The organism is Pseudomonas sp. 22526, from assembly GCF_052044735.1.
Taxonomy (GTDB): domain Bacteria; phylum Pseudomonadota; class Gammaproteobacteria; order Pseudomonadales; family Pseudomonadaceae; genus Aquipseudomonas; species Aquipseudomonas piscium.
In genome coordinates, this window is record NZ_JBQENK010000003.1 from 437,051 (window position 1) to 451,300 (window position 14,250).

The window sequence follows — 14,250 nt, forward strand, 5'->3', positions numbered from 1 at the left end:
TAGCATCTGCGCCGGGCGTTTTCATTCAGGGATAGGGGCCATGACGGAACACATTCACTGGCGGGATATCGAGGATCTGGCTGGCAACTGGAACGGCCTCGGGGTGGACGTCAAGCGCCCGGCCAGCGGCAAGCCGAACCTGCGCCTGCTCAGTGGCAACAACCGACGCATGCAACTGGTGCTGGGGGACCAGACCCTGCTCTGGGGCACCATGTCCCGCTGCCTTTACGGCGTGTGGCTGGTACGCAATCACCTGCTGGAGCAGTTACCGCAAACTCTGGTGGGCCCCATCGATTCGCCCCAGGTGGAGCAACAGGCACGCCTCGACCCGGCCTTGCGCCTCAAGGCCTGGAGCCGCTTCTTCGTCCAGCAGTTGATGCAGCACCAGCCGGACTTTTTCTACCCCGGCTACTGGCTGGTACGGGCGCTGCGCCCGGAATCCCCCAAGCCGATGCGGCCGTTGCTGAGCGGCACCGAAGCCTGGTACTTCAAGGGCGGCGAAGACGCCCTGAGCCACATGCCGCAGTGGGCGATCCACGGCCGCAACATCCTCGACAACCGGCAACCCGGCGCGGCGCGCTGGGTCGAGTTGGGCGAGAGTGGCGGCGCAGTGGTCGGCCTGCATGCAGTGGACCCGCATTCCGGGCGCCTCAAATGGTGGCGCAAGAAAGCCCGCGAAGGCAGCTTGCCGCCCATCCTGCTGTGGTACGTCAGCGGCCTGAGCTGCCACCTGATTCTCGATGGCCATTACCGCTTGCAGGCGGCCATCGATGAAAACCTTCCACCGGAGTTCCTGGTGCTCAGCTCGCCGCGGCTCTTCAGCTATCGCCCGAACCCGCAAGAGCAGCAGAAGGTGTTGGGGGCCCTGCAGATGCAGATCCAGCGCAAGAACCTGGAGACGGTGCGCTTCAACCAACTGCTGATCAGCACCTTCGATGACCGTCCGTATCACGGCTTCGGCAGCCAGTCGTGGGCGGGGATTGCTTCGGAAAAGGTGTGGGTCGATCAGGTCCGCGGCCTCCTCAACGAACGGGGAGACACGGGCGAGTTGGAGAACATCCTCGCCCGCGAAGCGCCGGACGAATTTGCCTGAGCCTTACGCATAAACGCCGAATTCTGACACCCCTGTAGCCGCTGCCGAGCGTAGCGAGGCTGCGATCGGGCGCGAAGCGGCCGCAAATCAAGCGACGGTATTTTTCCTGATACACCGCATAGGCAGGTTTGGCGCCTGCTGCGCAGTCGATCGCAGCCTCGCTGCGCTCGGCAGCGGCTACAGGGGCTGATTCGCTTTCTTTTGTAAGGTATTTCCTAGAAACTTCTGCGCGCTTGAGTGCGCCTGTATGCGGGGCTAGGCTGCCTGGGTCATCGCCAAATCGATGACACGGATGTGCAAGTCCGAATTCTGCAAAGATGCACAAACGCTCAGAGATTGAGCGTTTTCATGTCCGCGGTGTTATGGCGGCCGTGCGCGGGAGATCTTCGGATCTGCCGGGTGTTCTTGCAGACTCGGTCTTGCACACCTGCGTACGGCTGCCACCTTAATTCGTGTGCAAGCGAACGGTGTCAGTTCCTTTTCTCTGCAAGGAACTCAACCATGAAAAAGCTAGTCCCCGATCCACCCAGCGATTCCCCCAGCACCTACCGTTTTCCCGAACTGAAACGGGCCAACCAGGCCCTGCGTGAATCCCTGGCCGAGCAACCTGTCGAGGCGCTGCCATTCGCGTCCTTGGCCACCACCGCGGCGGTGCGTGTCACCCCGGATTCCTTGTTCCACGTACGCGAAGGCATCAGCGCCGAAGAAGCCCTGGTGCATGTGTCGCTGTTGCTCAAATGCGCTGAAGAAGTCAGCGATGAAATCACCGAACGCGGCAGTGGCCTGGAGCGTGGGTTGATCTGGTCGATGGTCCATTCCGTGGAAATGGCCAGGGCGGTGGTGGATGCGTTGCTGGATGGGCGCGGGGCTCGTTGAACCAATACTGTTTTTGAAGCGCCCATCGTGAGCGGGTTCGCCCCCACAGGGTCCTGATAGTTGTTTCACAATCAGGTATCCGTGGGGGCGAGCGCGTTCACGAAATCTCTTCAGGTCAGCGTCAGTCGCTGGCGGTATTCAACTTGAGATGGGTTCTTCCAGCGCATTCAGTTTTGCCAGAAATGCGGCAGGCCCCATTCTTTGCAGCGGAAATTTGCCGCGACTCAGCGCATCGAAATAGCGCAGCGACCCCCACAGTTCAAAATCCCCCACCAGATAGACCCGACGTTTGGCCCGGGTGAGGGCAACGTTCAACAGGTTGGGTTTGGAGGCGGCCCACTGCGCCGCTCCCGCATGCTCAGGGTCTGCCCCCAGCAGCATGAACACGGTGTCTTGCTCCTTGCCCTGGAAGGTATGCACGGTGCCGATGGAGGCTTTCAACCACTGCTTCAAGTCACCCGCGGGTAATTTCGGGCGATGGTTGGGCCTGGCCCAGGCCGCCGCGCGTATGGCTTTTTGCAGGGCCAGGCGCACGGCCTTGAACGGCGAGATCACGTACAGCTGCGGCAGTTCTCCATCGCGCAGGTACAGCTGCCCGAGAAGATCGACCATGAACTCGATCTGCCTGGGGACGACCTGTTTGTGTTCGACATTGCCAGGGATATCGACCCAGCAACTGGAGCTGTACACCGGGGCGTCCTGTTCTGCGTGGGCGTTGGGTAGGCCAAAGACCATCTTGTTACCGTAGGCGATCTGGTTCGACAGGCTGAACATGGGTTCGATGCAGCGTCTGTGGACCCTCAACGGGCTGCCGATCCACAGCTCTTCGTCGGTGTCGTTCTTGAACACGCTGCCATAACGATTGTTCTGGTCCGCCAGGCTCTGGACCGACACGCGATTGGGGGCGAAGGCATCGTTTGCCGTGTGTGCCGATAGCTGGCCCAGGGTCTTGACCAGGCGTTGCGGGAGGGTGAAGACCGGCTCGATTTGCAGGGGATCGCCCACCACCATGGCTCGTTGCGCCCGCCACAAGGCGCCGACGGCGGCCTGGGGTACGGCTTGCCCTGCTTCGTCGATGTATAGCCAGCCCAGAGAGCCGGCCCCCAACCCACGGAATTGGTTACCAAAGGAGGCAAAGGTGCTCGAGACCACCGGGATCACCATGAACAGGCTTTGCCAGAGCACCTGGGTCAGTCGCTCATCCTCGGGTGTCTTGTTGCTCAGCAACAGGCTGATGGCTGCAAGGTTGGCGCTGAAGCCCTTGCCGTTCGAGCCTGAGGGCGCGACCTCGGCAAGCCAGGCCTCATGCAAGGTCAACGCCGCGGCGAACAAGGTCGAGCGCAATCGATTGAGTGCGGCATCATGCCAAAGCCCATTGATCTGGAAGTCGCTGTTCTCCAGTTCACTCAGTTGGCCTGGCAGGTTCGGACGGCCCAGGCGGCTGGCAAAATCGTCCAGGCATTGGCTCTTGCTGTGCCATTGCGCTTTACGGGTGTCGAGTTCGCTTGCACAGAACAGCAATGCGGTTTGCGCGCGTTCGAGTTCCGGTACGAGGCTATTGTTCAGAAGGCTTTTCGCGCGGTTGATCTCTTCATGCGCCAGACGCTGAAGCCGGGCATTTTCCAGTTGTTCATCACGATGGGCCTTGGCTGCCTGGGTATTGAACAAGCGCTGCCACCAGACCGGACGACCGCGATCGATCAGGCGCTCCAGTTCCCGCAAGCCGCTCAGATCCTGCGTCGATGCTTGAAGTTGCTGTTGCTGGCGGTCGAGGGCTTGCTGGGCGGACACTCTGGTCTGTTCGGCTTGATCGAATGACTGCTGTTGAAGGTGCAGGAAGGCCTGTTCATCGGTAGCCGCCATTTCTTCCAGCAGGCTGGCGTAGCGGGCTCGTTCCTCCAACGCCTTGCTGACATCCTCGTCGGCTTTTTTGAAGGCTGCGCAGGCATCCTTGAAGGTGGGGCCCTTATAGTCATCCACCCATTGCCGAATCGTCAGGGGCGGATTGGGCTCAGTGGTGTCTACCGGGTTGAAAAACAAACGTTCCTGCAGGGCTTTTCGGTTGCTGCTGTTACCGAGTGCGGCGCAGATCAACCCCCAGGGTTTGTCCTCATCGGACAGGGGACTGATGCTGCCATCGCTTTTTTGGGCAGCAATCTTATGGGCGACCGGTTGCAGGTACTGCAGGTTGTTCCAGCATTTTCCCAGGGATTTGCGTTTGGGCAGGTCCCGGGAAATGTTTTCCACGGCGGCATTGTTGGAGGAGGCCACCACCATTTCATAACCGGTCAGCTCCGGCTTGAGCGCGCGGATGGTGTAGGTATTGGGCATGCCCTTGAAGGTGACCTGCGGTTTTTTCCCGCCAACAAAAGCGTCTGCTGCCTCGCTGTATCCCGCCAATACCCGTGCTCGACGAACAATGTTCTCGGCGAACATGTCGCGCAATAAGGTCGTTTTGCCTGTCCCGGGTGGCCCGTTAACGGAGAACACTCCACTGTTTTTCAAGGTGCTGAGCGCGGTATTGATCGCGAATTGTTGCATCAGGCTCATGGCATGGCCGGGTTCATCCGGCCAATGCCCGGGGTTTATGCATTGCGGTTGCAGGGCCTGGTAAATGGCCGTGCGACCATGATCGGTATACAGGTCGATTCTTTTGCTCGGGTCGGCTTCGCCCAGGTACTGAAGCAAAGGCAGCGGTTGTTCTTTGCGCTGCAAGCTGGCGATCGCACGCTCGATGTCTTTTATGAAAAAGCTGTTGAGTATGTCGATCTCGGTATCGGGTTCTTCTTCGTCCTCGACTTCCGTTGCCTGTGCCACAGAGGGCTGCGTGAGTGGTTTCTCGACCTTGGGCTGGGTCAGGACTTGAAGCAATGCGACCGCGGTACCGCTGTTCTGCTCTGGCGTGAAACTGGCCCAGTTGCACAGCAGTTGATGCAAATGCATGACTTCCTCGGCCATCAAGGCCGGGTCATCGTTTTGCTGACGCTGTCCATGGAAGTTGTGCAGCAGTTTGATCAACTGCTCCTTGGCGTCTTCGAAAGCTTGATGGCCAAGAGCGCCAAGCCCTTTGCTCACCGTTTGCCCCAGGGCCCAAGGAGCCGTCGACAGTGACACAGCGTCCAGTTGCGGGACGGCTTGAGCATTGAGCTTGATCTTGGCAAAGCACGTCAGCCCTTCAAGCTCCACCCGTTCCTGTTCTTCATAGAAGGTGTTCTCGTCTACCGATAAAGCGGCCAGGTGCGGTTCGCAAAGAGCTGCAATGACGGAGGCATCAAAGACCCCGATGTAGAGGTTGAAGCCTTTGACTTGAAGGTCGTCAGGTATGGAAAAGTTGCGCCAGTGGCTGTCCTTGCTCTGCTGGAGATCTTCCTGGGAGAGCCATCGGGTCTCCCATTCCTTGAAGTCCTCAACATATTTCTCGAGGGCATAAGGTAGAAAGAACTCCACCTTGTGCCAGTAGTCGAGAATGTCTAAAAGCCTAGCTTGTCCTTGAGCTATCAAAACGTCACTTCCCTGTCTGCGTGAATAAAGGCAGTAGTGTAACGCTGTCGGTAAGGCTAAAGGCCATTACGGGTCAGGTCTTGGCGCATCTCATTCATTTGGGCCCGAGAATCTTCACCAGCTTGCCCGGCGCCGGGGCGCCTTGTTGCTGTTGCAGTTCGCCCTGGTCGTCCATGTAGAAGATCGCCGGGGTGGCGGACAGTTCCAGTTCGTCCATCAGCGCCATGTTGGCGTCGAGCTTGGCCTGGACTTCGGCGGGGATCTTGTCCAGGGCTTTGAGGCTGCTGCCCTTGCCGGCTTTTTCGTGGTCTTGCAGGGCTTTCTGTGGGTCTTTGGCGGCCAGCAGGGCGGCGGATTTGCCCGGGCTGTCTTCGCGGATGATGCCGACCATGATGTGCCGCAGCTGGACCTTGCCGGCGTTCACCCAGGGCCGCGCCTGTTCCCAGAACATGTTGCAGTAGGGGCAGTTGGGGTCGCTGAACAGGTAGACCACGCGCGGTGCGTCGGCCTTGCCGTCGGCGATCCAGTTGCTCTTTTCCATCTTGGCCCAGACGGCCTTGGCCATCGGCGCATACACCAGTTTCTGCAGCGGTTCGGCGCTCAGGTCCTTGCCGTCGGCGTCGTACAGGTTGCCCAGCAGCACATGCTTGCCATCAGGGGTCAGGTACAGGGCCATGCCACGGTTCTGGTACTGCGCGGCATAACCCTTGAGGCCGTCCGGGGCGTCGAAGCTGCCGACGATCTTGGCGCCTTTGGCTTCGATGTTCTTGATCGCCAGGGGCAGTTCTTCGGCGTGCAGCAGCGGTACCTGGAGCAGGGCCGCGCCCAGGGACAGGCTCAGCAGGTGGCGGATGAAGGGCATGGCAGTTTCCTTGAAGGGGCGGCCTGCGTGGCCGTGGTCGAATGCGGTCGGTCGAAATGTTCCAGGGCGCGGGCCAGGCTGGCCTCGGACAGCTCGCCGAGGTGGCTGCCGAGCATGCGCCCGTCAGCGCTATAGAACAGCGTAGTCGGTAGCGCCATGGAGCCCACGGCCTGGCCCAGGCGGCCGCTGCCGTCGAACAGCACGTTGTTCAGGTTGAGGTCCTGGGTGGCCAGGAAGGTGCTGACGCTCTGCATGCTTTCGGCCTGGTTGACGAACAGGAAGGTCAGGTCCGGGCGCTGCTGCTGGGCTCTTTCCAGCACCGGCATTTCCCGGCGGCAGGGCGGGCACCAGGTGGCCCAGAGATTGATCACCAGGGGCTTGCCCTGGTAGCTGGTCAGTTGCACGGTGCCGCCGTCGGCGTTGCGCAGGGCGATGTCCGGCAGCCGCGTGCCTTGTTCGAAGATGCTCAGGGACAGGGTGGCGAGCAGCCAGAACGCCAGGCCGCTGCCGACCCCGGCGCCCAGCGGTTTGCGCAGGGCCGGGCGGCGCCAGCCCCAGGCGAGGGCGGCCAGCAGCAGGACGATGACCCCCGGCCAAGGGAGAAAACCGCCGTCGCGCAGGTCGATGATCAGCCACAGGTCGTGGCGGTAATGCTTCCAGTAGGCGATCACGAAGCCGATGCGCGCCGCCAGCATGCCCAGCAGGAACAGGCCGAACAGCACCGATTCCGGGTTCTCGCCACCGCGCTTGGCGACTCGCCAACCGACAAAGGTGGCCAGCGCCAGGGCACTGATCAGCAGCAGGTGGTTGAGCGCGATGGCAAAGGTGCCGATGGTAAAGGTCAGCATCAACGGGCTTCTCGGGTAGCGGTCCAGCGTTGCAGGAAGCCAGCGGCGTCTACCTCGCCGGTAATCCGCTGGCTGCGTCGTTCTTCGCCGTCCGGGCCGATCCACAGCAGGCTCGGCGGCCCCGGCACTTTATACCGGTTGAGCAGTTCACGGCTGGCGGCGTTGTCGGCCGTCACGTCCAGGCGCAGCAGGCGCACGTCTTTCAGGGCGTCGAGGACCTGGGGTTGGCCGAACACCTGTTTCTCCATGATCTTGCAGGACACGCACCAGTCCGCGTAGTAGTCCAGCAGCACCCACTGGCCCTGGGCTTTGGCCGTGTCGAGGACGCTTTGCAGGTTGGCCGGGTCCTTGACGCTGGTGAAGGCGTCGTGGGCGCTGACCGCCGCCACGCCATTGCCGCCGCTGTAGACCTTCAGCGGTCGCCACAGGTCGTCGCTGCCACCGGCGGCGCCCACCAGCAGCAGGCTGCCCCAGAGGCCGAACACCACCGAGCCGGCGCCGAACAGGTGGCCAGCACGCCCGGCCGCGCGCATCTGCTGCCAAGTGGTGTAGGCCAGGACCAGCGCCAGCGCGCCCCACAAACCTATCCACAGCGACTCGTCGAGCACCGGGCGCAGCAGCACGATGGCGGTGCCGAGGAACAGGAAGCCGAACACGCCCTTGAGCAGGTTCATCCACGGGCCAGGCTTGGGCAGGAAGCGGTTGCCCACCGTCACCAGCAGCAACAGCGGCAGGCCGATGCCCAGGCCCATGACGAACAGGATCAGCCCGCCGTGCAGGGCGTTGCCGCTCTGGGCGATGTACAGCAGGGCGCCGGCCAGCGGCGCGGTCATGCATGGGCCCACCAGCAGGCCGGACAGGGCGCCGAGCACCCCGGCGCCGACCAGGCTGCCGCCGCTGCGCGAACGGCTGGCGTTTTCCAGGCGGTCGCGCAGGGCCGCCGGCAGTTGCATCTCGAAGAAGCCGAACATCGGCAGCGCCAGGATCACGAACACCGCGGCAAAGCTGCCCAGCAGCCAGGGCTGTTGCAACAGGGCTTGCAGGTTGGCGCCGAGCAGTGCGGCGAGCACACCCATAGAGGCGTAGACCAGGGCCATGCACAGCACATAGCTGCCGGCCAGGGCCAAGCCGCGACGCGGGCTGGCGCCGCTGCCCACCACCAGGCCGGCGAGGATCGGCAGCATCGGCAGCGAGCAGGGGGCGAAGGCCAGCAACAGGCCCAGGCCGAAGAACACCAGCAGGCTCCAGCCCAGGGCCCGCTGTTGCAGGCCGCTGGCCAGGGCCTGGTCGCTGGCCTCGGTGCTGGCTCCGGTAGCGGCGGCCGGGCTGCCGCCCAGGTCCACTTCCAAGGATTGCGGCGGGTAGCACAGGCCGGCGTCGGCGCAGCCTTGCCAGCCGAGCTTGACCTTGCCGGTGGCACCAGCGGGGATTTTCAGTTCCAGGCCCTGGCGATACACCTGCTGCGCGCCGAAGAATTCGTCGCTATGGGCCTCGCCCTCGGGCAGCGCCGGTTTGTGCGCGTCCGCCAGGCCGTCGAATCGCAGCCGTTGCTGATACAGGTAATAGCCGTCGGCGATCTGCCAGAACAGCTGGGTTTCCCCCGACGCCAGGCGTTCGGAGGTGAAGATGAAGGCTTTGCCGACCGGGAGAAAGTCGGGTTTGACCTCGAACGGGTTGTTACCCGCCTGGGCCAGGCCCGACAGCAGCATGAACAACAGGATGAACAGACGACGCATGGAAAAGCCTTAAACCGGTGCAAGTGACGGGCACAATGGCCGACGGCGATTAACCGATGATTAACCCTGCACGCCTTGTGACACTGGCGGTGCGGGCATAATGTCGGCTTAATCGGCAATAGTTTTAATGCACCCCTTTTCTACAGGTTTCACCATGCACGTACTGGTCTGTGAAGATGATGAACTGATTGCCAGCGGGATCATGGCCGGCCTTACGGCCCAGGGCCTGACGGTCGAGCACGTGGCCACGGCCTCGGCGGCGCGGGCCATGCTCGGCGTGGCGGAATTCGACGTGATGGTGCTCGACCTCGGCCTGCCCGACGAAGACGGCCTGAAGCTGCTCAAGCAACTGCGCCACAATGGCCTGGAAATCCCGGTGCTGATCCTCACCGCGCGGGACTCGGTCACCGACCGGGTCGACGGCCTGCAGGCCGGCGCCGACGATTACCTGCTCAAGCCCTTCGACCTGCGGGAACTGGCGGCGCGCCTGCATACCCTGTTGCGCCGGGTGGCGGGGCGCAGTGTCAACCTGATCGAACACGGCCGCCTGACCTACGACCCGAGCACCCGCGAAACCCTGCTCGGCGGCCAGCCGGTGGACCTGTCGCGACGCGAGCAGTCGCTGCTCCAGGCGCTGCTGCATAACCGCGGCCGGGTGCTGTCCAGCGAGCAGCTCAAGGACAGCGTCTACGGCTTCAACGACGAACTGGAAAGCAATGCCCTCAACGTGCACATCCACCACCTGCGGCGCAAACTCGGCAACGGCATCGTCGAGACCGTGCGTGGCCTGGGCTATCGCCTGGGGCCGGCGGATGGTGGGGAGGAGTCGTAAGTGATGAGCCTGCGTTTGCGCCTGAGCCTGACCATCGGTGCGGCCTTCGTGCTGATCTGGGCGCTGGCCGCGGCCTGGATGTTCAGCGACTTGCGCAACCAGATGATGTTTTCCCTCGACCAGCGCCTGGTGGCTTCGGCGCGCATGGTCGCTGGCCTCCTGGAGCAGTTGCCGCCGTTGCCGAGCAAGGGCGAGGGCACCCATTTCAGCGCCGAACAGCTGAACATTCCCGGGGGCATGGCCTGCCAGGTCAGCTCCCTGCGCGGCGAGATCCTCGCCCGCAGCCATAACCATCCCGACGAAAAACTCGAAGCCGAACGCCTGGGCTTTCACGACCAGATGATCGATGGCGTGCGCTGGCGCAGCTTCACCCTGGCCCGGGGCGACCTGCGTATCACCACCGCCGATCGCCATGTCGAGCGCGAGGCGCTGAATATGTCGGTGTTGCTGGCGGCGTCTGTGCCGGTGGGCGTGGCGCTGCTGGCGTGCCTGTGGTTGTTGTGGCTGGGGATGGGCCAGGGCCTGGCGCCGCTGAACCGCATGCGCGACGCCTTGATGCGCCGCAGCGCCGATTCCCTGGAACCCTTGCAGATCTATCCGCTGCCCAGCGAGCTGCGGCCATTGCTGGAAACCCAGAACCAGCTGTTCCAGCGCATCGGCAAGACCATCGAGCGCGAGCGCCGCCTGACCGGCGATGCCGCCCACGAATTGCGCAGCCCGCTGACGGCGATCAAGACCCACCTGCAAGTGGCGCGCATGACCGACGGTGCGGCCCGCGATCAATCCCTGGCACGCGCCGAAGAAGGCGCCGACCGCTTGCACCGGACCCTGGAACAGCTGCTGTTGCTGGCCCGGGTCGAAGGCAGCCTGTCGTTCGAGGACGGCGTGCAGTGCAATGCCGAACAGGTGGCGAAAACCGCGATCCAGGACGCCGCCAGCGGCGCCCGGCAGCGGGTCCGGCTGCATATCGACGAGCGGGTGTCGGCGGCGCCGCTGGAAATGCCCTCGGTGCTGGCCATCGCCGCGTTGCGCAACCTGCTGGACAACGCCCTGCGCCATACCCCGAGCGATGCGCCGGTGGAACTGAACCTGGAAACCCTCGGCAACCGGGTGCGCTTCCAGGTACGCGACCATGGCAGCGGCATTCCCGAGGATGACTTGCAGCACCTGACCCAACGCTTCTGGCGCAACGGCCAGAGCACCGGTTGCGGCCTGGGCCTGGCCATCGTCCAGGCGATTGTCCAGCGCTGCGGCTGCGTGCTGCATTTCGACAGCCGGCCGGATGGCTTGCGGGTCGAGTTGACCATGCCGCTGCAATCGGCCTGACGGCCTCATCGCGAGCAAGTCGGATCGCCGCCCGCTCGCTCCTACAAAATCCTGTAGGAGCGAGGCTTGCCCGCGATGGCGTTCTCATGTCCACCATAACCTTTATGGTTGATACGCAATAAACCCTCTCCCGGGTGTAAATCCTCTCGTCGCTGATGCGTTTCCAGAACAGGAAAACCTGCGAGTGCGCGCTGACCCGGCTGCGTACCTGCGTGGTGTGCGGTTTCGCTCAACTCATCAGCGTGAGGATTCGAGAGATGTCAGTTGCTACCAGCCTTGTCGAGGATCAGCCCGCGCGGACTAGTGCCGCGCCGGCCGAGACGCTTTACCAGTTCACCGAATCGCCGTTGCTGGCCCGGCAGAACCAGCAGGAATCCAATGCCCGCAGCTACCCGCGGCGCATTCCCCTGGCGCTCAAGCGGGCGCGCGGGATTCATGTCGAGGACGTCGAAGGCCGGCGTTTCATCGACTGCCTGGCCGGCGCCGGGACCCTGGCCCTGGGCCACAACCACCCGGTGGTGATCGAGGCGATCCAGCAGGTGCTGGCCGATGAGCTGCCGCTGCTGACCCTGGACCTGACCACCCCGGTCAAGGACCAGTTCGTCCAGGACCTGTTCGGCCTGCTGCCGCCGGCCCTGGCCGCCGAGGCGAAGATCCAGTTCTGCGGCCCCACCGGCACCGATGCCGTGGAAGCGGCATTGAAGCTGACCCGCACCGCGACCGGCCGCAGCACCGTGCTGTCGTTCCAGGGCGCTTACCACGGCATGACCCAGGGCGCCTTGAGCCTGATGGGCAGCCTGGGGCCGAAGCGGCCGTTGGGTGCGCTGCTGACCAGCGGCGTGCAGATCCTGCCGTTCCCTTACGACTACCGCTGCCCGTTCGGCCTGGGTGGTGAAGCCGGGGTGAAGGCCAACCTGAGCTACCTGGAAAACCTGCTGAGCGATCCGGAAGCTGGCGTGCAGTTGCCGGCAGCAATCATCGTCGAAGTGGTGCAGGGCGAGGGCGGGGTGATTCCCGCCGACCTCGACTGGCTGCGCGGTGTGCGTCGCATCACTGAAAAGGCCGGCGTGGCCTTGATCGTCGATGAGATCCAGAGCGGTTTCGGTCGCACCGGCAAGATGTTCGCCTTCGAACACGCCGGGATCATTCCGGATGTGGTGGTGATGTCCAAGGCCATCGGCGGCAGCCTGCCGATGGCGGTGGTGGTCTACCGCGACTGGCTCGACACCTGGCTGCCGGGCGCCCATGCCGGCACCTTCCGTGGCAACCAGATGGCCATGGCCACCGGTTCTGCGGTGATGCGCTACCTCAAGGAGCACAAGGTGGCCGAGCATGCCGCCGCCATGGGCGAGCGTTTGCGCGAGCACCTGCGGATCCTGCAGCGCGACTTCCCGCAGATGGGCGACATTCGCGGGCGCGGCCTGATGCTGGGGATCGAGCTGGTGGACCCGAGCGGCGAGAAAGACGCCCTGGGCCATCCGCCGCAGTTCAGCCGCCTGGCGCCGCTGGTACAGCGAGAATGCCTCAAGCGTGGGTTGATCCTGGAAATGGGCGGGCGCCATGGCAGCGTGGTGCGTTTCCTGCCGCCGCTGGTGATCACCGCGGCGGAAATCGACCAGGTGGCGGATATTTTCAGCCGGGCTTTGGCGGCGGCGGTCGCCAGCCTCTAATTTTCCGCAGGCCTTGAACGTTCCTTATTCACAACCGCTGCGCGTTCAGCGCAGCGAGCCTTACAGCGATGGAGACACGTAATGACTTCAGTATTTGACCGCGAGGACATCCTCTTTCAGGTAGTGGTCAACCATGAGGAGCAGTATTCGATCTGGCCGGATTACAAGGCTGTGCCGCAAGGCTGGCGCACCGTGGGCAAGAGCGGCCTGAAAAAGGAATGCCTGGCCTACATCGAAGAGGTGTGGACCGACATGCGCCCGCTGAGCCTGCGGCAGAAGATGGACGCCCAGGCGGCCAACTGATTGCCCCGCCCCTGTAGCCGCTGCCGAGCCCTGGCGAGGCTGCGATCGACTGCGCAGCAGGCGCAAAACCTGACAATGCGTTGGGTCAGGATAATCGCATTGGCCCCATTACGGCCGCTTCGCGCCCGATCGCAGCCTCGCAGGCTCGGCAGCGGCTACAGGGGATGTAGGTGATGTAAAAAGCCCGCTGAACGTTTCAGGTTCAGCGGGCTTTTTTGTGGGTGTCAGATCGGGCGTTTGACCGCTTGCAAGGTGTAGCTCAGCGGCAAGCGCAAGGGCGCTTCCTTGAGGTGCCATTCGCCCTGTTCGTCACAACGCATCTGCCCGGGCAGGGCGTCCCAGGGGATGCTCTGGTGTTCCACCAGGCCGCTGATCTCCAGGCCATGCTTGAGCAGCGCGCTGACGATTTCCCCCAGGCCGTGGTTCCACGCATGGGTCACCGTGGCCTTGATTGGCCGGTCGGTGCTGACGTAGGTGCTGTCGTCGTCCCACACCAGCGGTTCGCTGTGCTCGAAGTAGGGCAAATCCACCACCAGTGCATCCTCGCGGCTTTCGTCCAGAGCCCAGAGCATCGGGTGGCCTTCGCGGATAAACAGCCGGCCGCCGGGCTTGAGCAATTCGCTGACATTGCGCGCCCAGGTGTCGACGCTGGGCAGCCAGCACAGGGCGCCGATCCCGGTGTAGACCAGATCGAAGGCTCCCTTGGGCAGTACCTCGGAGGCCTTGTAGACGTCGGACTCGACGAACTCGATAGTCGTACCGGTGCGCGCCGTCAGGCTGCGGGCTTCGGCCAGGGAGGCGGGGGAGAAATCCAGCCCGGTCATCCGCGCGCCGAGGCGCGCCAGCGACAGGGTGTCGGTGCCGATATGGCATTGCAGATGCACGCCGCGCAGGCCGCTGATGTCTCCCAGCAGCGGCAGGTCGAAACGCACCACCTCGGACAGGTGCCGCGGGTCGTCGACAAACATCTGTGCCTGGTAGTCCGGCGAGGCCGCGTGCAGCGGTGCGCGCTCGTCCCAGTTGGCCTGGTTGAGCTTGAGGTAGTCACTCATGGCGGGGCTTCCTGTCCGTTCGATGGGAGCAGCAGGCTAGCACCGGCGACGCGGGCGATTCTTGGAGGAATTTGTAAGCCGCGCATTGCTTCTGTAGGAGCGAAGCTTGCTCGCGATGAACGATGACGCGGTGTCCAGTTACTCCGCGTAG

The 14,250-nt window shown here is 63.3% G+C and carries 11 protein-coding genes; 6 read left to right on the forward strand and 5 right to left on the reverse strand.

Features of this window, described 5'->3' with window-relative positions; genetic code table 11:
• Positions 1-40 precede the first annotated feature (40 nt).
• A complete protein-coding gene (locus ACTJKT_RS06825; protein ID WP_440786576.1) occupies positions 41-1,093 on the forward strand; it encodes a hypothetical protein in 1,053 nt (350 codons plus the stop codon).
• A gap of 501 nt (positions 1,094-1,594) precedes the next feature.
• Entirely contained in the window at positions 1,595-1,969 is a 375-nt protein-coding gene (locus tag ACTJKT_RS06830; RefSeq protein ID WP_440786577.1) for a DUF6124 family protein, read from the forward strand.
• Between the two features lie 138 nt (positions 1,970-2,107).
• On the opposite strand, the gene ACTJKT_RS06835 is transcribed toward ACTJKT_RS06830, so the two are convergent.
• From ACTJKT_RS06835 to dsbD, 4 genes are all read right to left on the reverse strand, one after another.
• A complete protein-coding gene (locus tag ACTJKT_RS06835) occupies positions 2,108-5,470 on the reverse strand; it encodes a DEAD/DEAH box helicase (RefSeq protein ID WP_440786578.1) in 3,363 nt (1,120 codons plus the stop codon).
• A gap of 94 nt (positions 5,471-5,564) precedes the next feature.
• Positions 5,565-6,332, reverse strand: a complete 768-nt coding sequence (gene dsbG, locus ACTJKT_RS06840) for a thiol:disulfide interchange protein DsbG (protein ID WP_440786579.1) — start codon at positions 6,330-6,332, stop codon at positions 5,565-5,567.
• Positions 6,308-7,180: a prolipoprotein diacylglyceryl transferase family protein gene (locus ACTJKT_RS06845; protein ID WP_440786580.1), complete on the reverse strand. Its 873-nt coding sequence runs from the start codon at positions 7,178-7,180 to the stop codon at positions 6,308-6,310. Before ACTJKT_RS06845 ends, dsbG begins: the two co-directional genes overlap by 25 nt.
• Positions 7,180-8,916 carry a protein-disulfide reductase DsbD gene (dsbD, locus tag ACTJKT_RS06850; protein ID WP_440786581.1) on the reverse strand — a complete coding sequence of 579 codons (1,737 nt, stop codon included), beginning with the start codon at positions 8,914-8,916 and terminating at the stop codon, positions 7,180-7,182. The genes ACTJKT_RS06845 and dsbD overlap by 1 nt, the downstream gene beginning before the upstream one ends.
• A gap of 154 nt (positions 8,917-9,070) precedes the next feature.
• Here dsbD and ACTJKT_RS06855 point away from each other — a divergent pair, with 154 nt between their 5' ends.
• From ACTJKT_RS06855 to ACTJKT_RS06870, 4 genes are all read left to right on the forward strand, one after another.
• Complete coding sequence (locus ACTJKT_RS06855; protein ID WP_053280260.1) at positions 9,071-9,748, forward strand: response regulator; 678 nt, start codon at positions 9,071-9,073, stop codon at positions 9,746-9,748.
• 3 nt (positions 9,749-9,751) lie between these two features.
• Positions 9,752-11,074, forward strand: a complete 1,323-nt coding sequence (locus ACTJKT_RS06860; protein WP_440786582.1) for an ATP-binding protein — start codon at positions 9,752-9,754, stop codon at positions 11,072-11,074.
• Between the two features lie 257 nt (positions 11,075-11,331).
• Positions 11,332-12,744, forward strand: coding sequence for an aspartate aminotransferase family protein (locus tag ACTJKT_RS06865; RefSeq protein WP_440786583.1), 1,413 nt, complete (start codon positions 11,332-11,334; stop codon positions 12,742-12,744).
• Between the two features lie 81 nt (positions 12,745-12,825).
• Entirely contained in the window at positions 12,826-13,047 is a 222-nt protein-coding gene (locus ACTJKT_RS06870; protein WP_202697132.1) for an MbtH family protein, read from the forward strand.
• 224 nt (positions 13,048-13,271) lie between these two features.
• Here ACTJKT_RS06870 and ACTJKT_RS06875 read toward each other — a convergent pair whose 3' ends face one another.
• Positions 13,272-14,099: a class I SAM-dependent methyltransferase gene (locus tag ACTJKT_RS06875; RefSeq protein ID WP_440786584.1), complete on the reverse strand. Its 828-nt coding sequence runs from the start codon at positions 14,097-14,099 to the stop codon at positions 13,272-13,274.
• Between the last annotated feature and the right edge of the window lie 151 nt (positions 14,100-14,250).